22 protein-coding genes and 1 pseudogene are annotated in these 22950 nt (G+C 72.7%); 11 read left to right on the top strand and 12 right to left on the bottom strand.

Annotated features, from left to right (window positions below):
* Positions 1-29: 29 nt before the first annotated feature.
* From QSK22_RS01960 to QSK22_RS01990, 7 genes are all read right to left on the bottom strand, one after another.
* Positions 30-899: a Wzz/FepE/Etk N-terminal domain-containing protein gene (locus tag QSK22_RS01960; RefSeq protein WP_285492147.1), complete on the bottom strand. Its 870-nt coding sequence runs from the start codon at positions 897-899 to the stop codon at positions 30-32.
* The gene (locus tag QSK22_RS01965) at positions 886-2049 is read right to left on the bottom strand and encodes a glycosyltransferase (RefSeq protein WP_285492148.1); all 1164 of its coding nucleotides are present in this window, start codon (positions 2047-2049) and stop codon (positions 886-888) included. The genes QSK22_RS01960 and QSK22_RS01965 overlap by 14 nt, the downstream gene beginning before the upstream one ends.
* Complete coding sequence (locus tag QSK22_RS01970) at positions 2046-2858, bottom strand: polysaccharide deacetylase family protein (RefSeq protein ID WP_285492149.1); 813 nt, start codon at positions 2856-2858, stop codon at positions 2046-2048. Before QSK22_RS01970 ends, QSK22_RS01965 begins: the two co-directional genes overlap by 4 nt.
* Before the next feature lie 14 nt (positions 2859-2872).
* On the bottom strand, positions 2873-4519 hold the full coding sequence (locus QSK22_RS01975) for a lipid II flippase MurJ (RefSeq protein ID WP_285492150.1): 1647 nt from the start codon (positions 4517-4519) through the stop codon (positions 2873-2875).
* A complete protein-coding gene (locus tag QSK22_RS01980; protein WP_285492151.1) occupies positions 4506-5924 on the bottom strand; it encodes an O-antigen ligase family protein in 1419 nt (472 codons plus the stop codon). The genes QSK22_RS01975 and QSK22_RS01980 overlap by 14 nt, the downstream gene beginning before the upstream one ends.
* The gene (locus tag QSK22_RS01985; RefSeq protein WP_285492152.1) at positions 5924-7213 is read right to left on the bottom strand and encodes a sugar transferase; all 1290 of its coding nucleotides are present in this window, start codon (positions 7211-7213) and stop codon (positions 5924-5926) included. Before QSK22_RS01985 ends, QSK22_RS01980 begins: the two co-directional genes overlap by 1 nt.
* A 744-nt stretch (positions 7214-7957) precedes the next feature.
* Positions 7958-8176 carry a hypothetical protein gene (locus QSK22_RS01990; protein WP_285492153.1) on the bottom strand — a complete coding sequence of 73 codons (219 nt, stop codon included), beginning with the start codon at positions 8174-8176 and terminating at the stop codon, positions 7958-7960.
* Positions 8177-8648: 472 nt separating this feature from the next.
* Between QSK22_RS01990 and QSK22_RS01995 the strand changes: the two genes are divergently transcribed.
* From QSK22_RS01995 to QSK22_RS02025, 7 genes are all read left to right on the top strand, one after another.
* The gene (locus QSK22_RS01995; protein ID WP_285492154.1) at positions 8649-9113 is read left to right on the top strand and encodes a class E sortase; all 465 of its coding nucleotides are present in this window, start codon (positions 8649-8651) and stop codon (positions 9111-9113) included.
* Between the two features lie 2 nt (positions 9114-9115).
* Positions 9116-10297 carry a hypothetical protein gene (locus QSK22_RS02000; protein ID WP_285492155.1) on the top strand — a complete coding sequence of 394 codons (1182 nt, stop codon included), beginning with the start codon at positions 9116-9118 and terminating at the stop codon, positions 10295-10297.
* A 296-nt stretch (positions 10298-10593) separates the two neighbouring features.
* Positions 10594-10839 carry a hypothetical protein gene (locus QSK22_RS02005; RefSeq protein WP_285492156.1) on the top strand — a complete coding sequence of 82 codons (246 nt, stop codon included), beginning with the start codon at positions 10594-10596 and terminating at the stop codon, positions 10837-10839.
* 322 nt (positions 10840-11161) lie between these two features.
* Entirely contained in the window at positions 11162-12406 is a 1245-nt protein-coding gene (locus tag QSK22_RS02010) for a glycosyltransferase (protein WP_285492157.1), read from the top strand.
* A gap of 235 nt (positions 12407-12641) precedes the next feature.
* Positions 12642-12869 carry a DUF6401 family natural product biosynthesis protein gene (locus QSK22_RS02015; protein WP_285492158.1) on the top strand — a complete coding sequence of 76 codons (228 nt, stop codon included), beginning with the start codon at positions 12642-12644 and terminating at the stop codon, positions 12867-12869.
* Positions 12870-13316: 447 nt separating this feature from the next.
* Positions 13317-13721, top strand: coding sequence for a ChaB family protein (locus QSK22_RS02020; RefSeq protein WP_285492159.1), 405 nt, complete (start codon positions 13317-13319; stop codon positions 13719-13721).
* An 8-nt stretch (positions 13722-13729) separates the two neighbouring features.
* Positions 13730-14398 (top strand): HhH-GDP family DNA glycosylase, encoded by a 669-nt coding sequence (locus QSK22_RS02025; protein WP_285492160.1) that lies wholly within the window; start codon positions 13730-13732, stop codon positions 14396-14398.
* 67 nt (positions 14399-14465) lie between these two features.
* Here the strand turns inward: QSK22_RS02025 and QSK22_RS02030 are convergent, their stop codons facing one another.
* From QSK22_RS02030 to QSK22_RS02050, 5 genes are read right to left on the bottom strand one after another with little or no spacing between them, the layout of a single operon-like run.
* Positions 14466-15908 (bottom strand): cytochrome P450, encoded by a 1443-nt coding sequence (locus tag QSK22_RS02030; RefSeq protein WP_285492161.1) that lies wholly within the window; start codon positions 15906-15908, stop codon positions 14466-14468.
* Positions 15905-16474 carry a GTP-binding protein gene (locus QSK22_RS02035; protein WP_285492388.1) on the bottom strand — a complete coding sequence of 190 codons (570 nt, stop codon included), beginning with the start codon at positions 16472-16474 and terminating at the stop codon, positions 15905-15907. The genes QSK22_RS02030 and QSK22_RS02035 overlap by 4 nt, the downstream gene beginning before the upstream one ends.
* 40 nt (positions 16475-16514) lie before the next feature.
* Entirely contained in the window at positions 16515-16874 is a 360-nt protein-coding gene (locus tag QSK22_RS02040; RefSeq protein WP_285492162.1) for a DUF742 domain-containing protein, read from the bottom strand.
* On the bottom strand, positions 16871-17278 hold the full coding sequence (locus tag QSK22_RS02045; RefSeq protein WP_285492163.1) for a roadblock/LC7 domain-containing protein: 408 nt from the start codon (positions 17276-17278) through the stop codon (positions 16871-16873). Before QSK22_RS02045 ends, QSK22_RS02040 begins: the two co-directional genes overlap by 4 nt.
* The gene (locus QSK22_RS02050; RefSeq protein WP_285492164.1) at positions 17275-18630 is read right to left on the bottom strand and encodes an ATP-binding protein; all 1356 of its coding nucleotides are present in this window, start codon (positions 18628-18630) and stop codon (positions 17275-17277) included. The genes QSK22_RS02045 and QSK22_RS02050 overlap by 4 nt, the downstream gene beginning before the upstream one ends.
* A gap of 674 nt (positions 18631-19304) precedes the next feature.
* On the opposite strand from QSK22_RS02050, the gene QSK22_RS02055 reads away from it, so the two are divergent.
* The 4 genes and pseudogenes from QSK22_RS02055 (at position 19305) to QSK22_RS02070 (ending at position 22831) form a co-directional block, all read left to right on the top strand.
* A complete protein-coding gene (locus tag QSK22_RS02055; RefSeq protein WP_285492165.1) occupies positions 19305-20162 on the top strand; it encodes a class I SAM-dependent methyltransferase in 858 nt (285 codons plus the stop codon).
* A 3-nt stretch (positions 20163-20165) separates the two neighbouring features.
* A pseudogene (locus QSK22_RS33640) lies at positions 20166-20632 on the top strand (RNA-guided endonuclease InsQ/TnpB family protein); the annotation flags it as partial.
* A 129-nt stretch (positions 20633-20761) separates the two neighbouring features.
* Positions 20762-21931, top strand: coding sequence for an aminotransferase class V-fold PLP-dependent enzyme (locus tag QSK22_RS02065; RefSeq protein ID WP_285492166.1), 1170 nt, complete (start codon positions 20762-20764; stop codon positions 21929-21931).
* A gap of 111 nt (positions 21932-22042) precedes the next feature.
* Positions 22043-22831 (top strand): bestrophin-like domain, encoded by a 789-nt coding sequence (locus QSK22_RS02070; RefSeq protein WP_285492167.1) that lies wholly within the window; start codon positions 22043-22045, stop codon positions 22829-22831.
* Positions 22832-22950 lie beyond the last annotated feature (119 nt).

The following is a 22950-nucleotide window of genomic DNA, read 5'->3' on the forward strand; positions in this document are numbered from 1 at the left end:
CATGTGGAGTGGTGGCGTGATGGCGCGTGTCAGCGCGCGGCCAATTTCTTGGGCACGGCCCCTTTGCCCTGGGCCCGCCCGTTGCGTCGTCGTGGCTGGACGCGTTGCCGCGCGGGCTCGGTACGCGTCTCGGCCGGTTCGGCGGGCTGGCGGAACTGCTCGGGGTGCTGGCGCCGGTACTCGCGGAACTGCCCTCGTATGCCGGAGGCGACGGTGCCCAGCAGCGCGGCCAGGAGGATGCCGGTGGCCGTTCCGATCGCCAGGCTCAGCAGGAGGTTGGGCGAGGCGGGCGCGGTGGGGCGGTCCGCCGCGCCCATGAGGGCGGCGTGGACGCCGGTCTCCTGGGAGCGGACCGCGCTGTAGCGGACCAGGGCGTCTGCGGCGGCGTTGGCGTAGGCGACGGCGGCGTCGGCGGTGTGCGCCGAGCCGGTGAGCTGGATGAGGGGCGTGTCGGGCGACGTGGACGCCCGGACGTGCTTGGTCGGGTTCGCCCCCCGGGGGACCGGGGGGCTGACGGCCCACGCGAGGGTCTGCCGCTGGACGGCGAGCCTTCCGTACGCCTGGGCGAAGTTGACGGCGAGCTGGTCGGAGCCTTTCTGCTCGGTCACCACGATGACGTGGGACGTCGCCTTGTAGACCGGGGGCGTGACCAGCGCGTGGATAAGGCCGCCCAGGGTCCCCAGCAGCACGACGAGCACGAACAGCGCCGCCCGCGACATCAGGTGGCGGGCGAACCGCCACACGCCCGGCGGCTGACCGGACCGCTTCGGCCAGGGCCGCCGCGGGCGTTCGCCGTCCGGGCGCGGTGACCTCCTCCGCGTCACCAGCGCCAGGGGCGACCTCCCCCGGGACGGCTTGGTTTCGGGCCGTTCGCGGTCGATGGACTTAGAGTCCGGCATTCTCCGCCCTTTCGTACTGTTGCGGCACCCCCGCCGCCCGGGCCCTCCTGCCCGGGCGGTTGCGGTGGCTCTCATACAGTTCGGCAAGCGCCTTCGCGTGGACGCGGATGTCGTAGTACTGCACGGCTTCGGGTGTGGGCCACCGTGTGGAACCTTGGCTCAGGCACAGGGCCAGTGCCGCCCGCCAGGCCTCCAGTGCGGCGGGCACGTGCCGCGCCTGGGGCGGGACCTTCCCGGGCGGCAGGTCGTCCAGGGCGGGACAGGCCGTGTAGAGGACGGGGAGCCCGGCGGCGAGGCCCTCGATGACGGAGAGGCCGAACGTCTCCTGCTCGGAGGGGGCGGCCAGCACGTCCATGGCGGAGAGCATGTCGGGCACGTGGCCGGTGTCCCCCGCGAACATCGTCCGCGCCGCCGCGCCGCAGGCGTCCGCGAGGCGTTGGAGCGCCGCGCGCTGGGGGCCGTCCCCCACGATCAGCAGCAGCCCGTCGTCGAGATGGGCGAACGCCTGGATGAGCAGGTCGAAGCGTTTGGTCGGGACCAGCCGCCCCACAGCGCCGAAGACGAAGGCGTTCGGGTCGAGGCCGAGCCGCGCGCGGACGCGTGCCCGCCGCTCGGCGTGAAAGGCGAACGCATCCGCGTCGAGGCCGTTCGGGATCACCGTGATGCGACCGGGGGGCACGCCCCAGCCGCGCAGGCGTTCGGCCACGGTCGGGGACACCGCGACGGTCACCGTGCCCAGGCGTTCGGTGGCGGTGTACAGCATCCGCACCGCGGCCGTGGTGGCGCGGCCCTCGATGTGCCCGTGCCCCAGGGAGTGCTCTGTGGCGACGACCGTCCGCACTCCCGCCATGCGCGCGGCGACGCGTCCGAACACGCACGCCCGGTAGAGGTGGGTGTGGACGACGTCGTAGCACCCGGCGCGGATCAGCCGTACGAGTTCGGGCAGGGCGGTCAGGTCCCGGTTGCCGCGCATGCCGACCTCGTATACGGGCACGCCGCGGTCCCGCAGCGCGTCGGCGACGGGGCCGGGCCGCGACAGCACCGCGACCTCGTGGTCGACCAGCCCGGACGTGTGCCGCACCACGTCCAGCAGCTGCCGCTCGGCGCCGCCGCGTCCGAGCCCTGTGATGATGTGCAGGACCCGGGTCATATCCGCGTCCTCCACCGCAGCTGGTGCCGCACGACCTTCACGCGCATGCGCAGGCCGCCGTCCCGTTCGCCGATGTAGGTGCGGGCCAGGGCGTGCACGTCGTAGGTGTCGGACCAGATGGCGCACCCGTAGTCGTAGCCGGCGGCGCGTACCGCGTCGATCTCACGGCGGCCGACGTGGCCGTAGGGGTAGGCGAATCCGGTCACCGGTTCCTCGATGACTTCTTCGAGGAGGGCGCGGCTGCGGCGCAGCTCGGTGCACAGCTCGTCGTCGTCGGTGTCCGGGAGGGAGACGTGCCGCAGCCCATGGGAAGCGACCTCCATGCCCATGGCGCGCACCTGGCAGATCTGGTCCGCCGTCATCAGGGGCTTGCACGGCCCCTCGTCCCAGGTGTTGTAGGAACCGATGCGTTCGGCGACCACGAACACGGTCGCGGTGAAACCGAACCGCAGCAACGTGGGGACGACCCGTACCGCGAAGTCGGCGTAGCCGTCGTCGAACGTCAGGCCCACCAGGCCCCGCACTCCCCCGCCGGTCTCGGCGCGCCGCAGCTCGCGCATGCTCACCCCGCGCAGGCCCCGCGACTTGAGCCAGCGCATCTGACGCGTGAACTGCGCCGGCGACACCGTGATCAGGTGCGGGTCGTCGTCCGTGCGGCCCACCGAGTGGTACATCAGAATCCACGGCATTCTGGTGCGCGGTCCGTCCGCCGGTCGCCGTTGTTCCGCCGGCTGCTGCTCCTGCGGTTGCTGCTCCTCCGACTGGCGCGGCCGCATCGGCTGCTGTTCCACCTGCTGCTCTCGCCCCACCGGCTGTCCTTGGATCACCGGACTCCCCCTCGATCAAGACGACTGACGACACGACTGGTGGCCCGAACGACGAAGGGGAAGTAGAACTCCAGCGGGCTCGTTCCTTCTCCTGTGGCCGCCCCCCGCGCCGGGTTGGTGAACCCTCGGCACGCGCACGCCACCAGCAGCGACGTACCGAACACCGCGAGCAAGACGACGCCTCCCAGCACGAGCAGGAGGACGGGGGGCATGCTCTCCGCGAGCCCCTCCTGCAGGAGGTACCCGGCGGCGGCGGCGGGCGCGGCCGCGAACAGCAGCGTGGTGAAGTCCTTCCCGGTGCGGCGCAGGGACAGCGGTGCCACGCGCGTGCGCATGCCCACGAACAGCAGGACGGCCGCGACGCTGATGCCCAGCGCGTTGGCCGCTGCGAGACCGGCCACCCCGAACGCGCCCAGGGTCGCGACGCCCACGACCGCGGTGACCACCAGACCGACGGCGACGCACACGACCGGGTACCAGCGGGGCGTGCGGTTGGCGAAGAACCCGCGTCCGGCCACGGCGACCATCGCCTGCCCCAGGAGGCCCAGCGAGTAGACGCGCATGGCGAGCGCGGTGGTGTCGGTGTCGGTCTCGGTGAAGCGGCCGTGCTGGAACAGGATCGCGATGACCGACGGCGCGAACGCGACCAGGAACGCCGTCGAGCAGAGCACCATGGCGCCCACCCCGACCACGTCCGTCTCCATGCGCCGGCGGATCTGCCCCACGTCGCCGTCGGCCGATGCCCGCGCCAGCCGGGGGAACGTCACCGTCACCAGCAGCAGCGCCAGCATCACCGGCACCTGCGCCACCTTCTGGGCGTAGTTGAGGTAGGAGATCGAGCCTTCGGCCAGGGACGACCCCAGGAACCGCTCGACCAGCGTCTGGGCCTGGCGGGTCAGGCTCCAGATGACGATGGGGGCGAGAGCGGCCAGCCCCACGATGGCCGCCTGGCCGCCCGCCTCGCCCGGCTCCGTCCGGGCGGAGGTGCGGGCCGGCGTCAGGCAGCGCGCGAAGGTCGGCGTCACCATCGCGACCATGAGCAGGCTGCCGATCGCGACGCCCAGGGCCGCGCTGGTGACGCCCAGCGGCCCGTGGAACGCACCGATCATCGCCAGGATGCCCACGTTGTAGGCGGCGTAGATCGCCGCGGGCGGGCCGAAGCAGTGGTGGGCCCGCAGGGTCGCGGCCATGAACCCGGCGATGCCGAACGTCAGGATGGTCAGCGACGTGAACCGCACGCAGCGGATCGCGTCGGCGGGGTCGTCCAGGCCGGGGGCGAGCACGGCGACCAGGTACGGCGCCGCCAGGGCGGTCAGCAGGGCCGTCAGGGCCAGCAGGGCGGCGAGGCGGGACAGCGCGGCGGCCACCAGCGGCCGCACGCCGCCGTGCCGGTGCAGGGCGTAGCTGATGGCGGGCGTCACCGCCAGCGCCATGGCGTCCTCGATCAGCAGCGGCGACACCGTCTCGGGGATCGTCCAGCCGACCAGGAACGCGTCGGTGCCGCTGCTGGCCCCGAAGTGGTGCGCCAGGGTCAGGTCGCGCAGGAATCCCAGCAGCGTCCCCGTGCCGATGAGAAGCCCGGAGAGGGCCGTGGCGCGCCCGATGGACACCCTGCGTACGGGTGCGGCTTCAACGGCCGTCATCGGCGCCTCCAGGTGCGCGGCGGCCGCCTCGCGGCGCGGGCCCTCCGGTCGGCCCGCCGGAACGTGCGGCTTGCGATCCTTCGAGCCCGGCGGCGCCGTCCGCCCACGGCGGACCGAGGGCGATCACGGCGGTCAGCCCGATCATCACCGATGTCAGCACGGACGTGGGCCCTCCCAGGTCTCCGTACAGGAAATCGACCAGCAGCGCCGTCATGAACCCGGCCGCGACCAGCCACAGCGGGTCCCGGCGCGCGCACTTGAGGGAGCCGCCCGGCGGACGCAGCAGCCCCCACAGCAGGGTCGCCACCAGCACCGCGAACCCGGTGAACCCCAGCAGCCCCTGCTCGCTGAGGATGAGCAGGTACTCGTTGTGCGGTGACAGCAGCGGCTGGCGGACGAAGCCGTTGACCGAGTCGGCGGTGTCGCTGGCCGCCGACAACTGGAGCGGCGCGTAGGTGTCGCGGTAGGCGGCGAAGTTCTTGACCCCCACCCCCGCCGCGGGGTGGTCCTGCCAGATGCCGGCGGCCGTGCTCCACAGGCTGTAGCGGTCGACCACCGACTGGTCGGGGGTGCTCGTCGTCTCGGTGATGGACCGGGCGCGTTCCACGAGCGTCTGCGAAGCGATCCCCAGTCCGCCGACCATGACGACCGCGACGGCGCCCGCACAGACCGCGACGCGCAGCGCCAGCATCCGGCTGTAGAGCACCACCATCACCGTCAGAGCCGCCCCTACCGCGATCCAGTGGCCCCGGCTCAGCGCCAGGGCCAGCGCCACCGCCAGGACGCCGAACGCGCACCACAGGAAGGCGGTGAGCGCGTCGGCCCGCCGTCGGGGCAGCGCACCGGCCCGCCGTCGGGACGGCGCCGTCAGCAGGAACGCCAGGGCGATGACGAGCCCGTAACCGGCGACGGACGCCAGGGCCATGACGTCCATCGCGCCGAACGTCCCGACGGCCCGCACGCCGCGCCCCCCGTAGGAGGCGCCCGTGCCCGTGGCCACCTGGACGATCCCGTACACCGCCTCGAACAGCCCGGCGGCCAGCACGGCACCGCACACCAGCACCAGGTGGCGGCGCTCCCGGACGGCCAGCATCACCGCCAGCGGGACCAGCGCGAAGACCTGCAGGAACCGGGCCGCCCCCACCAGGCTCACCGGGATGTCCGTGGACAGGACCGTCGTCACGCCCAGCGCGGCGATCAGCGGACCGAACGCGAGGAGCGCGCGCGGAGGCAGCCTGCGCCGTCCCAGCACCACCGCGAGGGCGGCCACCGCGACGAGCACGGCGCTGGCCACGTCGGCCGGTGTCACCTGCACCGTCGCGTCCAGGTCGGCCGGCCCCCGGGGCAAGCACACGCACACCACCGTGGCGGCGATGAGCGCGGGCGGAACGAACGCCGTCCTCATCACGGCGCCTTCACCACGGCCTGCAGGGTCAGCAGCAGAATCTTCAGGTCGCCCCAGAAGGACCAGTTGTCGATGTAGTGGTTGTCGTACCTGGCGCGCAGTTCGATCGAGGTGTCGCCGCGGAGCCCGTGGATCTGGGACCAGCCGGTGATGCCGGCGGGCACCCTGTGCCGCATGGCGTAGCCGGTGTACTCGTCGGAGAACCGCTTGACGAAGTGGGGACGCTCGGGGCGCGGCCCGACGAGGCTCATGTCGCCCCGCAGCACGTTCCACAACTGCGGCAGCTCGTCCAGGGAGGAGCGCCGCAGGAACCTTCCGACCGGCCCCATGCGGTCGTCGCCGTCGACGCTCCAGCGAGTGTCGGACTCCTTCTCGTCGGCGGGCTTGAGCGTGCGGAACTTCAGCACCATGAAGGTCCGGCCCCCGGCACCGACCCGGCGCTGCCTGAACAGCACCCCGGGGCCGCCCTCGATGCGCACCGCGATCGCGCAGGCCGCCATGAGCGGCCAGACGGCGGCGAGGGCGAGCGCGGCGACGAGGACGTCGAAGGCGCGCTTGGCCGACCACGAGGGGAGCCCGTGGGGGCGGTGCGGGATCGCCACGCAGGGGATGCCGCGCAGATGCTCCGCGCGCGTCCCGGCACCGGAGATGAGTTCCACGGTCGAGGGCACGAGGAGCACCTCGCACCCCAGCGCTCCGCAGACCCGGGCCACCACCTCGATGTGGCGGCGCGGCACCTCCTCGGCGACGATGACCGCGGTTGTGACGCCGTGCGCCCCGATGACGCGGCGCAGGTCGAGCAGGCCGCCGAGGACGCGGGTGTGCCCCTCCGTCTGCGGCACCGATCCGTAGCACACCAGCTGCCCCACGGGCCGCAGGCCGAACTCGGCGTGTCGCTGCAGCACGTCGAGCACGTGGCCGGTGAACGGGCCGCTTCCTATGACGAGGGCGGACGGCGCGGCGATCCGCCTCTTGCGCCATGTCCGCACCGCCGCGTAGCACAGGGACCGGGCCGCCAGCGCCGTCACGCAGAACAGGAAGGCGACCCGCAGGCCGAGCGCGCAGGTGTCGGAGAACGGCGTCCACGGGCTGCTCAGAAATGCCAGTGCGGCGACCATCCCGGCGACGAGCGCGGGGATCATCATCGCCCGCAGGTCGTCCAGCAGGGAAAGCGCCCGGCGGCGCTGGTAGAGCGCGCCGGAAAGGCCGCACGACGCGACCGCCAAGGCGGCGGCACCGAATACCGCGACGGGCCGCGAGGCCCCTGCGGACAGGGCCGCGAGCGTCATCGCGGCCCCGTCCACCGCGGGCAGGAAGAATGAGAAGAAGACGCTTTCGCGCCGTCCGCCCCGGGCGGATCGGGAAAGGCCTGGAACGGCGGCGATATCGGCTTCGATTTCCTCTGTGGAAAGCGTCGCCGCCGCCGGGGCGGTCCGCCCGTTCCGCTGCGGAGCGGTCTTCGCACTCAGCCCCTGGGCTCCCATCTCGCGCACCCCTTCAAAGACAAGAACTCACCGGCGAGTGACGTCCGAGAACAACGAATGAGGCCGGATGGAAGCGGTGCTGCGAACACCGCCCGGCCGGTGCCCGTTTCGTGTCGGCGGGCCCGTGACTCAGGATGACACCGGAGCGGCGAAGTACACCTGGCCACCTGATTTCTTTAACAAGATCAACCGTTCCCTTGATCAAGGCGCCGAATGTCCGGCACGCCCTTTTCGCGCCCCGGACAGGCCGCGGCGGAACACCATTTCAAAAACGCCGGAAAATGCCGCAACCGGCACCGGGGCCGCAAGCCGGATGAGCACGGCGTCTCCTCCGGCGGCAGACATATCCGCGCACCGCGGCGGGCACGGCGCGACGTTCTCCTCGAATTCCGGCTTATGCCGCCACCGGCATTCCAGCGCGGCAATAGCGCATCCCGCCCCCGATCCGGCCGACGACCGGCTTATGCGCGCACCCGGGCTCATCCGCACAGCCCGGGATCAGCCAGATGACCCGGCGAAGCGAACCGGTGCCATCGCCCGCCGGGGCCGTCAGCCCAGGGCGGTCGGGCGCCCGTTGCCGTTCCACAGGATCCGGGCGGCCATGCGCGCGACCAGCTCGGCGGCGAGCGCATGGGCCAGCGGATCGTCCATCATGTCGCAGGATTCCAGGAATGTCAGGGCTTGTTCGAGTTCTTCGGGCGACATTCGGTTCGGCGGTTTGCGCGCCCAGCCGAAGCGGCTCAGCCGATCGCGTTCGAAGCCGTCCACTCCGCGTCCCTCCGCGCCGCGGCCCAGAATCGCTCCCCGGCGTCATCCTCTCCTCCGTGCCCGGCAATCAGTCGGCCAACAAGATGCCAATACGGCCGCCCCGGCGTGGAAGGTGGGTATGACCACGGGCGACAGGCCCGGCGATTGTTCACCGGCCGCCCGGATTCCGGTGGTGCGTCCGAGCCGACAACCCGTTTCAGGCTAGTGGAAACGCACCCCGCGACCGGCGACCCGAATGGCCGGAGTGTGGCGCCCATGTTTCCCGAATCCTCGGCTGGAAGTGGAATTGTCTGCTCACTCGTTCATCAGATTCGGCATGGCGGCGCTCGGCGGCGCGCTCACGGCGGCGCTCGCGCCCGGCGCACCGACGGCGACCGCGACTCCGACCGCGATGGCGGCCGCACCCGCGGCACCAGGGGCACCCAGAGCACCCGCGGCGACGGCGGCACCCGCCGTGCCCGCGCGCCCCGCCGTGTCCGCGAAACCCGCGGCGGCCCGTGCGCGCGGCCCCGGGCGCCGTTCCGCCACCACGACGCTCCTCATCATTCCGCGCCTGCACAAGCGGCTGCGGGTCAGAGAAGGCGTGTCGCAGCGCGTGCTGGCCCGGGGCGTGGGCCACTACCCGGGCACGGCGCGTCCCGGCGCGATCGGCAACGTGGTGCTGCTCGGCCACCGCACGACGCACACGGCGCCGTTCCGGCGGCTGCACCGGTTGCGCAACGGTGATCCGCTCGTGCTGGCGCGGGGGACGCAGCGGCACACCTACCGGGTGTACCGGAAGACGGTGATGTCGCCGCGCCGGCGGTCGGTGCTCGCGCCGGTGCCGTTCCGGCCGGCCGCCGCGCCGCGCACCCGGTTGCTCACGCTGATCACGTGCCATCCGCCGGGCTCGGAAAGGCAGCGGCTGGTCGTCCTGGCCAAGAGCGATGCGGGGTGAGCATGGACAGCAGCACACGGCGCCGCCGGACGGGCGGGCACGGGCGCACGGTCGTGTTGGGCCTGGCGGCGCTGGGGGCGCTCGGTGCGCTGGTCACGGCGGGGCCGTCGGCGCGCGCGCCCGCGCCGGCGGACCGGGCGGCGCCCAGCCGCGCGCCGGACCCGCCGGCGGCGGCCGGGGCACCGGGCACGCGCGCGTCGCGGATCGCCGCCGTGCCGTGCCCGCGGGAGGCGCTGCGGGTCGTGCGCATGCCCCACGTCATCGACATGACCCGGTGCGACCCGCGGTCCGCGCTGGTGGAGGGGCCGGACGGCCTGGGCGCCGTGGTGCCCGCCGACGGCTCCTCGGTGGCGGCGTCCAGGCTCGGCACCCGGCCCGGGGAGGGCATGCGGTCGCTGGTCGTGCAGGTCGATCTCGCCAAGAAGCTGGTCGTGGTGTCCGACCGGGAGCCCGGCGCGCCGAGGGAGGCCTCCGGCCCGGCGGCGACCCGCGGGCCGGACCCGGTCCGCGCCGTGACCGCCGCTCCCCCTTCCAACCCTCCGGCTCCGGCCGTCGCGCCCATCCCGGCGTGCAGGGACTCCGCCTACCGGCACGACGGCGCCCCGATCCCGTCCAAGCGCCGCGGCCGCGCGGTGCTGAAATGGTGGTACTACCCGGGCGACGGCCGGGTGCGCAGGCTGAGCGTCGCGCAGCAGAAGAGGGCGTTCACCCGGGGGGTCCGCATCGCCGCGGAGGGACGCAACAACTGCCGCCTGGGGCGGATCGCCGTCCGCCAGGTCCTGCTGGGGAACACCTGGCGTCCGCCCGGAGTCATCTCCAGCGGGGCGTGCGGCCTGGCCGACGGGCGCAACGTCCGCGGCTGGATGCGGTTCACCAGCGGCGAGACGATCCTCGGCCTGACCTGCAAGTGGTTCCGCAGAGGCAAAGTGGTCGAAGGCGACGTCGCCCTCAACGGCGCCGGAGTGACCTGGACGACCAGCAGCAGGCGCTGCCGCGGCAACACCTATGACGCGGTCGGCGTCGCCGCGCACGAGAACCTGCACCACATGGGCCTCGCCCACGTCGACGGCTCCGCCCACCGCAACCTCACGATGTTCCCGGCCATCGGCGCCTGCGAGTTCCACTGGCGCACCCTGGGCCGGGGGGACTTCCTCGGCTTGAAGCGCTACTACGGCGCCCGCTGAACAACGACCGCGCGCCGTGCGAGGGGATCGCCGCGGGCCGTGCCGCAGGACGCCCCCGGACGCCAGCATCCCCGCCCGCACTTAACGAAGATCGGCCCGTAACCTGGCGCCGATTTTGATCCGTAACAGTTTGAGCACGGCGTGTTACTGAAAGGTATCTGTGCGCGGGCCCCGTTCCCTCGTCCGTCGCGGAACGGGGCCGTAACCGTCGATTCTCGCCACGGGGGCGTGGCCGCGCCATGCCCTGCGTGCGAGCAACCGTGCTCAGGAAACCGTGCTCACGAAAGGGACCCGCGATGAAGGCGAACAAGGCACGCAAGTCGTCGAACAAGGCTCGTCGGCCGCAGCGCAGGACGTCGCGGATCGGCACGTGGGCCAAGTGGGGCGCCACCGGTCTGACCGCGGTCGTCACGCTCGCCGGCTCGATCGCCGCGATCGCGATGCTCCGCTCCTGGTTCGCCCGGCCGAGCACGCAGCGCCGCGACTGGTCCGCCGCGACCCACGGCGACCGGCGGGAAGAGGCGCAGCGCGCATCCATGTGAGCACGTCCCGCCCCCGCGGTCCGCACGCGCCGCTCCGGGACGGGCAGCCCCGTCCCCGCGGCCGGGCCGCACCGATTCGGCGGCGACGTGGCCGGTCCGTCCGGCGACGTCGCCGGCGCGAAGGGTCAGCAACTTTCCTCCGTGGTTCCGGCCCGGTGCGCCACCATCCGCACCCCCGCACATCACGAAAGATCTCTCTTCCCCATCGCGGTGACCGGCCGGCGTGATCGGCCGGACGGGCGGCCGACGGCACGACGGCCCGGCGGCCCGCGGGTGCCGGCCGTGCCGCGCGAGTGGGGCCGACTGCTCCCGGAGGTGACCCGTGAAGATCGCCATGATCTCCGCACACGCCAGCCCGCTGGCCGTCCGCGCCGCCGACCCGGACGAGGAGGGCGACGCCGAGGCCGGACCCGCCGAACCGGGCGTGCAGCACGTGTTCGTCGCCGACCTGGCGGCGCGGCTGGGGGCGCAGGGTCACCACGTCACCGTCTACACCCGCCGCGACGACCCGGACCTGCCCGCGCGGGTGCGGCTGGAGCCCGGGGTGACCGTCGAGCACGTGCCCGCCGGGCCGGCCAGGCCGATCCCGCGTGACCAGCTGCTCCCCTGGATCCCCGACTTCGGCCACTACCTGGGCGAACGCTGGGTCGACGACCAGCCCGAGATCACCCACGCGCACTTTTGGATGAGCGGCTTGGCCGCCCTCCAGGCCATCCGGCATCTCGGCGGGCGGCGCGTCCCGATGGTTCAGGCCTACCACGCGCTGGGCACGGTCGAGCACCGGCACGGCGGGGCGGAGGACACCGGGCCGGCCGGACGCATCCGGCTGGAACGCGCCATCGGCCAGGCCGCCGACGCGGTGATCGCGACGAGCTCGGAGCAGGCCGAGGAGCTGGTGCGCATGGGGGTGCCGCGCGAGCGCATCACGATCGTCCCGTGCGGGGTGGACCTGGAGTTCTTCAGCCCGGACGGGCCGGCCGACCCGTCCCGGCGGGGGCGGCGGCTGCTCATGCTGTCGCGGCTGGGCGAACGCCACGGCGTGGACACCGCGATCCAGGCGCTCCCCCGGATCCCCGGCGCGGAGCTGATCGTCGCCGGGGGCCCGCCGTACGAGCGGATCGACGAGGACCCGGACGTGCAGCGGCTGCGCCGGCTGGCCGAGGAGGCCGGGGTCGCCCGGCGGGTGGCGTTCCTGGGGCGGGTGACCCGGGCGGAGGTGCCCCGGCTGCTGCGGTCGGCGGACCTGGTGGTGACCCTGCCCTGGTACGAACCGTTCGGCATGGTGCCCCTGGAGGCGATGGCCTGCGGCGTGCCGGTCGTCGCCACCGCCGTCGGCGGTCACCTGGACACCGTCATCGACGGTGTCACCGGGGTGCACGTGGCACCGCGCAAGCCCGAGCAGACGGCCCGTGTCATCCGGTCGCTGCTCGCCGACCCCACCCGCCGCGCGGCCATGGGTTTCGCGGGCAGCGACCGTGCCCGCTCCCGGTATTCGTGGGACCGCATCGCCCTGGAGACCGTCAAGGCGTACCGGCGTGCGCTGGCGCGTGCCCGGGTCCCCGCATGATCAATTCGCCGCCGGTAAAAACTCAGGTAAAACTTTCGACATCGGGGGGTGCGCCGCCCGGTGCGCGCCAGCCCTTCCCGCCCAAGGGATTCGCGTCAACGCAGGGCTCGCGGGCCGGTGCGGGTGAACGGTCAAATGCCGGGCAAGCCTTGCTAACGTCGAGGTCATGCGAGACAAGCCGTCGCATGCCTTGGCCGGTGTCGCCCGGAGCGTGGGAAACGCCGGGACGGCCGCCATGGCGAGCATACCCGGGCTGCTGGCAGCGGTGGACCAGCACGCCGCCGCGGTGCGCGACCTGCTCGCCGCGTCCGGAAAGACGCTCGACGCCGCATCGCTCGGCGAATACCTGGTCGGTTTCACCGAGTCCGCACTGGAGCGCGGCTGGACGCCCGGCGACACCCGCGACTGGGAGTTCGTGCGGATCGTCGCCGTCTGCTGGCTGATGACACGCCACGACTACTGAGCCCCCGGCGCGACCCCTGACGTCACGCGGGCCCGGACACCGAGCGCCGCCGCCCGCCGTAGCGGCAGGTGATCGGCAGACCACTCGTCGCATGGTTCCGGCCGCTCGTCGCACCGGACGGCCGTCGCGCGTACATACCCGGGCGTAGTGCCTATTTTCGTGCCCGTCGCCGGGTGACCCGGGTCACAGGGGTCCTCGGGGAGGCGCCGTCGGCGGGGCCGACGGGCGACCGTCCCGCACCGGTGCCCGTGGGCTCCGCATGCCCGGCCCCGGCGGCCACGGAGGGGGGAGGGGGCACGCCCACTCACCGGCCCACGGGCGTGCCTCCTCCGTGCGCGGGCCCCTTCCTCCTGCGCGGCCCCTCAGTGCTCCTCTCCCCGCCCCCTCTTTCGGTTTACTGCCGCCCTTTCCGGAAAGCGGGACCGAAGAGGAAGAAAAGGAGGAGCCATGCCGAAGACCACCAAGAGTGGCAAACCGCGGAAGGAAGAGCTCCCGAGCACCCTCCAGCGCTCCAGCAGGGAGGCCCAGGAGACCTTCGCCAAGGCCCACGACAGCGCGGTCGAGACGTACGGCGAGGGCCAGCGGGCGCACCGCACCGCGTACGCGGCGCTCAAGCACAAGTTCGAAAAGCGCGGCGACCGCTGGGTCGAGAAGGCCCGCAAGGGACCGTCCGACCCGCGCGCCAAGAACCCCAGGGCCCGCCAGGGCGAGGGCCGGAGCTTCGGCGGCGTCGACGTCGAGGGCCACTCCAAGCAGGAGCTCTACAAGCGGGCCGCCGAACTGGACGTGCAGGGCCGCTCGCACATGTCCAAGGAGGAACTGGCCGCGGCCATCGCGCGCAAACAGGGGTAGGAGCGGTCATGCCGATGGACGAGCGCACGAAGGCGACGGTGCGCGCCCTGCTGGACCGGCACCCCCGCGGCTACGTCGCCGAGGAGACCGGCTTCACCGTCACCGCCACCGCGGCCGGGCTGTTCCGGTTGCTGTGCCTGTCGGTGCTGGCCGACGACACCGCCCCGTCGCGGGAGGCCGTCGAGGCCACCCGCGCGCTGCTGGCGCGCCGCTGGGACAGCGCGCCCGAGATGAGCAGGACCGGCGACCGCGAACGCGCCGAGGTGATCGCCCGGGCCGGGTACCGCCACGCCGGACGGGCCGCCCGGCTGCTCGGCGCGGCCACCCGCATGGTCGTCGACCGGTACGGCGGCGACCTGCGCAACCTGCGCCGGGCCGCGGGCGGCGACCACGACCGCCTGGCCGATCTGCTGGCGGAGATCCCCGGCATGGACGAGGCGGGCCGCGCGGTCTTCCTCCGCGACGCCCAGATGTTCTGGCCGGAGGCGGGGCCGTTCATGGACCGGCATGCCGTCCGCGCCGCCGAGCGGCTGCACCTGCCGTCCGACGGCGGCACGCTGCTGCGCGACGTGGCCCGCGGCGGCGGCAGCGAGGAGCTGTCGTGGCTGGTCGGCGCGTTGGCGCTCGTCGACGCGCACAACGAGTACGACCGCATCCGCACCTCCGCCCGGGTGTGAGCCGGGCGGGCGCCCCGCGTCCCAGCGCAGGGCGCCCGGCCCGTGCCGAACCTGCGGAGACCGCCCCCTACTCGCCGTTCCACCAGCGGGCGACGGCGGCCTTCAGACCGCCGCGCGACGCCGGGGCCTGAGCGGGCGCCGGCTGCTGCTGGACGGCGCCCGGGGCGTAGCCGCCCGGCTGCGCCTGCGCCGCGGCCGCTTCGGCCTGCTGCTCCATCGCGTCGTTCTGCGCGCCCCACGACTTGTCGGCGTCCCGGACGGGCGGGAACTTGACCGGCAGCGCCTGCAAGGACCGGTGGAACGGTCCTGGCCGCCACTGCAACTGGTCGGCGGGGACGGCGAGCTCGACGTCGGGCAGGCCGTCCAGCAGCCGCTCGATCGCCACCGACGCGATGAGCCGCGCGTGGTTCTTGGCGGGGCAGGCGTGCGGACCCGCCCCCCACGAGAGGTGGGCGCGGTTGCCCGCCCGCTCGTCGGTGGCCTTGGCGGGGTCGGTGTTGGCGGCGGCGAAGCTGATGACGATCGGCGTGTTGGCGGGCAGCACCGTCCCCATGAACTCCATCTCGCGGGACAGGTAGCGGGCCGCGTAGTTGGCGATCGGCGGGTCGGTCCAGAGGATCTCGTCGAGGGCGTCCTCCACGGGGAGGCTGCCGCCGGACAGGTCGCCGGCGAACCGGTCATCGGCCAGCAGCAGCCGCAGCCCGTTGGCGATGAGGTTCTGGGTGGGCTCGGTACCGCCGCCCATCAGCACCACCAGCTGGTGCGCCATCTCCTCGTCGGTCAGCCGCGCCGGGTGGGCGATCAGCCAGGAGGTGATGTCGGCGCCCGGCCGCTGCCGCTTCAGCGCCACCAGCCGCATGACGCCGTCGGTCAGCGCCGCGTTGCCCTTGTCGACGTCCTCCATCTCCCAGATGGCGCTCATCCCGTACATCAGCTGCTGGGCGATGTCCGGCGGGCAGCCGAACAGCTCCATGAACACCAGCAGCGGCAGCACGACCGCGTAGTCCTTCAGCAGGTCCGCCTCGCCCATCGAGGCCATCAGGCGGATCAGCTTGTCGGCGTTGCGCTCGACATAGCCGCGCAGCGTGGTGTTGTCGACCCGGGCGAACGCGTCGGTGATGGCGCCGCGCAGCCGCGCATGGACGGTGCCGTCGGTGAACAGCGCGTTCGGCCGGTAGCCCATCATCGGCAGCAGCGGGCAGTCGGGCGGCACCGTCTGCTGCCAGCCGCGCGGGTCGTGCATGAACGTCAGGTCGTCGCGCAGCACCTCAAGGGTCGCGTCGTACCCGATGGCGAGCATCGCCGGGACGCCCGGGGCCAGCTCCACGGGCGCGAACTGCCCGTGCACGCGCATCTTGGCGTAGGCGGCATGCGGGTCGGCGGCGAACTCGGGCCCGTAGATGGGTATGCGGTCGCCGGTGTGCACCGGGCACCCCGACGCCCCGGACCCCTGCCGGGCGGAACCCGCGGCGGTGCGGGCCTGGTCGTCGTGCAGGCGTTCGTTCGTCATGACGCCTCCCGGTCCATGGCGATCAGATGGTCCACCAGCGCGATCAGCGCCCGCGCCGACGAGGCCCGGTCGCGGGCGTCGCAGGTGACCAGCGGTGTGGCGGGATGCAGGTCGAGGGCCTCGCGGACCTCCTCCTCGGGGAACACCGGGGCGCCGTCGAAGGCGTTGACGGCCACCGCGTACGGCAGGCCGTGCCGCTCCACCAGGTCCATGACCTCGAAGGACTGGTCCAGGCGGCGGGTGTCCACCAGCACCAGGGCGCCGAGCGCCCCGCGCGACAGGTCCTCCCACAGCCGCTTGAACCGGCCCTGCCCCGGCGTCCCGAACAGGTACAGCACCAGCCGGTCGCTGAGGGTGAGCCGCCCGAAGTCCATGGCCACGGTGGTGTGGGTCTTGTCGGGGACGCCGGACAGGTCGTCGACGGGCGCCCCGGCCTGCGTCATCCGCTCCTCGGTGCGCAGCGGCCTGATCTCCGACAGGGTGCCCACCAGCGTCGTCTTGCCGACCGCGAAGTGCCCCACGATCAGCAACTTCACCGACTGGCGCACCGAGTCGCGCACGTACATGCCGCCGGCGCCCGTGCCGGGCGCGCCCGCGGCGACGCTCTCAGAGGAGAGCACGGAGTCCATCGAGCACCTCCTGCAGGAGCCCCAGCTGCTCGGGCCGCGACGAGTCCGGGCCCGCGGCCCGGGTGGTGATGTGGCCGCTGTCCACCAGGTCGGACAGCAGGACCTTGGTGACGCTCACCGGCAGGTCCAGATGGCCGGAGACCTCGGCCACCGACAGCGCGCCGCCCCGGCACAGGTTGACGATGCGGCGCTTTTCGGGGCTCAGCCCGGTCAGCGGCAGATCACCGGCGGCCGTGACCAGGGTCACCAGGTCGAAGATGTTGCGTGTCGGGCGCGCCCGGCCGCCGGTCACCACGTGCGGCCGGACCAGCGCCCGCCGGTTTTTCGGCGTCATCATGTGCCGGCACCCTGCCTCGGCGGGGTGGACAGCTCCTTGCCCAGCCGCTGCACCAGCTCCTGCAGCCGGTACGACACGGCCTCCATGTCCACGTGCTGGGTGGCCGAGACGGCCAGGTACGCGCCCGGGCCCGCGGCGACGAGGAACACGTAGCCGTCGTCGAACTCACTGACCGTCTGCCGCCACATCGTGTTCGGGTCGCCGCAGAACTCGGCGGTGCTGCGGGCCAGCGACTGCAGGCCCGCCATGCCCGCGGCCTGCCGTTCGGCCTCGTCGCGGTCGATGCGCGCGGAGTGGGCGATCAGCAGCCCGTCGGCCGACAGCAGGATCGCGTACCGCGTCTCGGGCATGCGCAGCGCGTCATCGAGCATCCAGCCGAGCTTGTTGTCCACGAAATCGGTCATGACCGGATGTTCCCTTCACTGTCGGCTTCGTGCTGGCCGGCCGCCCGCTCGGTCCCGTCCGAGACGGACGCGGCACGACCGGACCGCGTTCCCCGCTGCCACGCGCCCAGGCCCGCGGCGCTCCGGCGCGACGGCGGCTCGGCGCCGGCGCCGCCGCCGGCGGCCGGTTCCTCCGCCGCCGGGGCCGGTGGGGCGGCGATGAGCCGGCGGCGCTTGGGCAGCCCGCCGGGCGTGGACTCCACGGCGACCGGTTCGGCCTGTTCGCCGGCCCCCACCTGAGCCGGCTGCGCTTCGTCGGACGACGCGTCAGGCTCGGGCGACACGGCGGGTCCCTCCTGCTCGTTCGTCGGGACGGCGGTCAGCAGCGTGTTCGGCAGGAACACCACCGCGCGGACGCCGCCGTACGGCGACCGGGTGTCCACCGACACGGTGAATCCGTAGCGGGCCGACAGCACCCCGGCGACGGCGAAGCCGACCTGCGGCGGGTCGCCGATGCGGTTGATGTCGACGCTCTCCATGCCGTTCAGCAGCCGGGTGGCCCGCTGGATCTCCTCCCCGTTCATCGCCACCCCGGCGTCGTCGATCATGATGGCCACGCCGTTGTGCGCCATCTGGAAGTTGACTTCGACCATGGTGTTCGGCTGGGAGTGCCGGGCGGCGTTGTCCAGCAGTTCGGCCAGCACCAGCACGACCGGCTCCACGGCGCGGCTGACGACCGCGACGTTCACCTCCGAGTTGAGCTGGATCCGCAGGTAGTCGCGGATCCGGGAGACCGCGCCGCGCACCACGTCCGACAGCGCCGAGGCCTGCCGCTGCTGGCCCGGCCACGACCCGCACAGCACGGCGGTGGCCTGGGCGCGCCGTCCCAGCTGGGCGTTCATGTGGTCCAGGCGCAGCAGGTCGGCCAGCACCTCGGGGTCGTCGTGGCGCTCCTGCATGTCGGTCAGCGCGAGCTGCTGCTCGTTGGTCAGGCTCTGCACGGTGCGCATCATCGCGCGCAGCGTGACCTTGGCCGCCCGGTCGGCGCGGACCCGGGCGCGCTCCACGCTCTCGGTGAACAGGTCCAGCACCGTCTGCACGTCCTGACCGAACGGCGTGCCGGTCAGCCACTGCTCGTGCAGTGGCCTCGACACCGTCACCGGCCGCCCGTCGAGCTGGTCGCGCAGCTCGGGAAGCCGCGTACCGGCCAGATGCCGCAGCTCCTCATCGCGCCGCCGCAGCTCGTCCAGCAGCGACTCGACCCGTCCGCGGTACCGGTCGGAGACGTGCCGCTCTCGGACGAGCACGACCGCGAGGACGACGATGCCGATGGCGGCGCCGGCGAGCGCCGCCACCAAGAGGGGTTGCTCCATCAGGTCCTCAGTTGGGTGGATTGGTCAATCGTGGCGATTGCGCGATTATGTCGCGGATCACAGTGTTTTGCAGGCATTACCGCACGTGTCCTCGACCACGCAGGCCACATGCACCCCAGCAGCCTCGCCCGAGCTTGCCGGCCACGGATTCGCATGCGCCGCCCCTGCCGACGACCCGTCTCACCTCCTGGTGTGGTACGCACACCCGCATTCCGGCGGTTCAACCTCCGAGACCCCGAAACCCAACCCCAGAAAGGAACGAATACGAACAAATCGGAAACAGCATTGCGCCCGACACCATGACGGGCGGCCCCGGGGGCGCGCCGTCCCATCGAGCGGCGCCCCCAGCCAGAACCCGACGGCCTCGGTCGCGCCCGCCCGCCACCACCGACGCCCGCGTCGCGACCATCCGCCCCCGAGCGGCCCGCACCCGACGGCGAGTCGCACCCGCGCGACCGCCTCGTTCCCTGCGACGCGGCATCCCGAATCCGGTGCGGCGCCGCGACTCTGCGCACGCACATCCAATGAAGAGCCCTGACCGAGGGCGCCCAGAATCGCAACGACTTCGCACCGCCGAAGTTATCCAGAATTTATTTTCGTCTGCTATCCTGGTTTTTGCAAATGGTCTGTGGCGATTAGCATCGCGTTCCCCGGTTCATTCGGAAGGGAGCACGATGCGAAACGGACAGCCCAGCCGGACTGCTCTGTCGACTGCGGCGGCGCGCGCCGCGCACCTCGTCGTCGACAACGAGCCGCACATCCTGCACGACACCGTCGCGGCCACGCTGATCGGCGACCAGGCCGAGGAGATGCTCGGCTACCACCGCGCGTACGGCGACCACCCGATTCTGTCCTGCACGCGCGCCCTGGTCACCACCCGCAGCGCCTACACCGAACGGGTGCTGGCCGACCGTTCACCGGACCAGTACGTGATCCTCGGCGCGGGCCTGGACACGTTCGCCCACCGCCACTGCGGCCCGCGGGTCTTCGAGGTGGACCACCCGGCCACGCAGGAATGGAAGCGCACACTTATCGCGCAGGCGGGCCTGCCCATTCCCGAGCATCTCGCCTTCGTTCCCGTCGACCTGGAAACCGACTCCCTCCTCGACCGGCTCACCGCCGCCGGATTCGACCCGCGCCGCTCCACCCTCGTGGGCTGGCTGGGCGTCACCATGTACCTCACCCGCGACGCCATATCCGCCACTCTGGCGGAACTCGGCCGCCTTTCCCCCGGCTCGGAAGTCGTCATGGAGTACTCGCTGCCCGCGGAGCTGCGGGACGATTTGGGCAACGAGTACGCCGCCATGGCCTCCGAGGTCGTCCGCGAGAGCAACGAGCCCTACCTGACCTCCTTGTCTCCCGACGAGGTCACCGCGCTGATGGGGCGCCACGGCCTGGAGGTCCTCCGCCACGTCACCATGCACGACGCCGTCCCCCCGTCCATGTGGACCCGGACCGACGTCCTCCGCCCCTTCGTCGGCTCCCACCTGGCCCACGCCACCGTCTCCGCAACCCTTGCCTCACCCCGCTGACGAGTCGAGAACCTGGCCGTGCGCACCATGGTCCGCAACCGCTCGCTCGCCCGCGCGATCTCCGACGCATCGTGGCGTGAGCTGCGGTCGATGCTGGAGTACAAGTGCGGCTGGTACGGGCGCCGACTGCTGGTCGCAGACCGCTGGTACCCGTCCTCCAAGCGGTGCTCGACGTGCGGCACCGCGCAGGACACGATGCCGCTGGACGTCCGGACGTGGCAGTGCGCCTGCGGCGCGGTCCACGACCGCGACGTCAACGCCGCCAAGAACCTCCTCGCCGCCGGGCCGGCGGAGAGCTGAAACGCCTGTGGAGCTGGTGTCAGACCTCGAACGGGAGTCCTCTCGGGGCGAGGCGACCGGCTGTGAAGCAGGAAGACCGACCGGCGACGGTCGGAATCCCCCGCCTTCAGGCGGGGGAGGAGGTCAACTGGCACCGCCGATCCGGTCGGAGGAGGAGGTCCGACCCCTGATTCCGGGACCTCGACATGGGTTGAGGTCGAGTCGCCCGTCGCACCGGCATCGTCGCGCGAGGGCTTGACACTTTGCGCGACCGCGCCCGCACGGCTTGAATGGCCAGGCGGCGACGAGGAGCGAGCAGCGTGGGCATCGACATCGACAAGGCGAGGGCGGACACACCGGGCTGCGCGCGGGTGGCGCACTTCAACAACGCGGGCGCGGCGCTGCCGCCCCGGCCGGTGATCGACGCGGTGAACCGCCATCTGGAACTGGAGGCGCTGACCGGCGGGTACGAGGCGTACGAGCAGGCGTCCGCGGCGGTCGGGCGGTTCTACGACGCGGTGGCCGGGCTGCTGGGCGCCGATCCCGGCGAGCTCGCCTACGTGGAGAACGCCACCCGGGCCTGGGACATGGCGTTCTACGCGATCCCGTTCCGCCGCGGCGACCGGATCCTCACCACCACCAGCGAGTACGCCAGCAACGCCATCGCCTACCAGCAGGTCGCGCGGGCGCGCGGGGTCCGCGTGGAGGTGGTGCCGGACGACGCCGACGGCCAGATCTCCCTGGAGGCGCTGGCGGCCGAGCTGGCCAGGGGGGACGTGCGGCTGGTGTCGCTCAACCACGTTCCGACGCACAACGGCCTGGTCAACCCGGCGGCCGAGGTGGGCCGGCTGACGCGGGCGGCGGGCGCGCTGTTCCTGCTGGACGCCTGCCAGTCGGTCGGGCAGCTCGCCGTGGACGTGCGGCAGATCGGCTGCGACATGCTGTCGGCGACGGGCCGCAAGTTCCTGCGGGGGCCGCGCGGCACGGGCCTTCTGTACGTGCGGCGGGACGTTGTGCGGACGCTGGAGCCGCCGTTCCTCGACCTGCACTCGGCCACCTGGACGGCACCGCAGGAGTACGTCGTCCGCGACGACGCCCGCCGGTTCGAGACGTGGGAACGCTACGTCGCCGGGCAGATCGGCCTGGGCGTGGCCGCCGACTACGCCTCCGCGCTGGGGGTCGCGGCCATCGAGGCGCGTGTGACGGCCCTGGCCGCCGGGCTGCGCGACGAGCTCGCGGCCCGTCCGGGGGTGCGCGTCCTGGATCGCGGGGTGCGTCGATCGGGCATCGTCACGTTCACCGTGGACGGGCACGAGGCCGCCGACGTCAAGCTCGCGCTGCGGGAGCAGGGCGTCAACGTGAGCGTCACCAGCGGGCAGCAGCGTTTCGACCCCGGCGGCGGCGTCAGTGCCGTACGGGCGTCGGTGCACTACTACAACACCGAGGACGAGGTGGAGCGCCTGCTGCGCGCCCTGCCGCGTCCCGCCTAGCGTCCGCGCACAGGCGTGCTGTGTCCGGTCGTTCCCAGCTGACCGCCCCGAGTCGGCAAAGCCTTCGCCTGCCCCGGCGATCACCGGTGGACGCCGGGAAGGGGCGAACGCATGACCACCGTGCTCCTGGGGTGCCTGGCCGTCTTCGGGACGGGAGCGGCGGCGGTCGCGGGGGCGCTGCTGATCCAGCGGACGGTCCCCGCCCGGGTGCGGTACGACTTCGGGATGTACGGGGCGCTCACCACCGCCCTGGTGGTCTCCGCGTTCCTGCTGTCGGCGGTGGCGACGGGCCTGTTCGTCTGGGAGGCCGTCAACCGGGCGAACACCGGCGTGGTGCAGGAGGCCGACGCCCTGCTCGACCTGTACTGGTACACCCGGACGATCGAAGGTCCGGAGGCGGTGCGGCTGCGCAGCGACCTGCGCGACTACACCAACCATGTCATCCAGGTGGAATGGCCGACGATGGACGAGATGGGGACGCTGAACCCCCGCTCCTGGCAGCTGGCGAGGCAGTTGCGCCTCGACGTCCTCAGCATCTCCCCCAAGGGCGGCGGTGCCGCCATCCGGTACCAGGACGCGTTGCGGGCGGTCAACTCCGTGTTCGACGCGCGGCGCTCGCGCGGGGCGCTGATCACGACCCGGATCCCCCCGCTGATGTGGCTTGCGCTGCTGTCCACCGGATTGCTGGTGGTGGTGCTGCCGATGCTGCGGGGCGATCCGCGTCCGGCGGTTCGGGTCGTGTTGGCGGTGGTGGGCGCGGCCACCGTCGCGTTCGTGGTATTCCTCCTCTACGAGGTCAACGTGCCCTTCACCGGCAACGTCAAGGTCACCCCGGCGCCGTTGGAGGAAGCGTTGCGCTCGTTCGCCGATATCGATGCGTTCCCGGGGAACCGGCCCTGACCAGCGATCGTTCAAGGCCGTGCACGCAGGTCGCCCCGGGGGCGGACCCGCGCATCTTGACAGATGCACGGGGTCGTCGGCGAGACCGTTCCGCCCGCCTGCCCGGTTTCCAATTGCCC

It is taken from the genome of Actinomadura sp. NBRC 104425 (assembly GCF_030269545.1).
Taxonomy (GTDB): domain Bacteria; phylum Actinomycetota; class Actinomycetes; order Streptosporangiales; family Streptosporangiaceae; genus Spirillospora; species Spirillospora keratinilytica.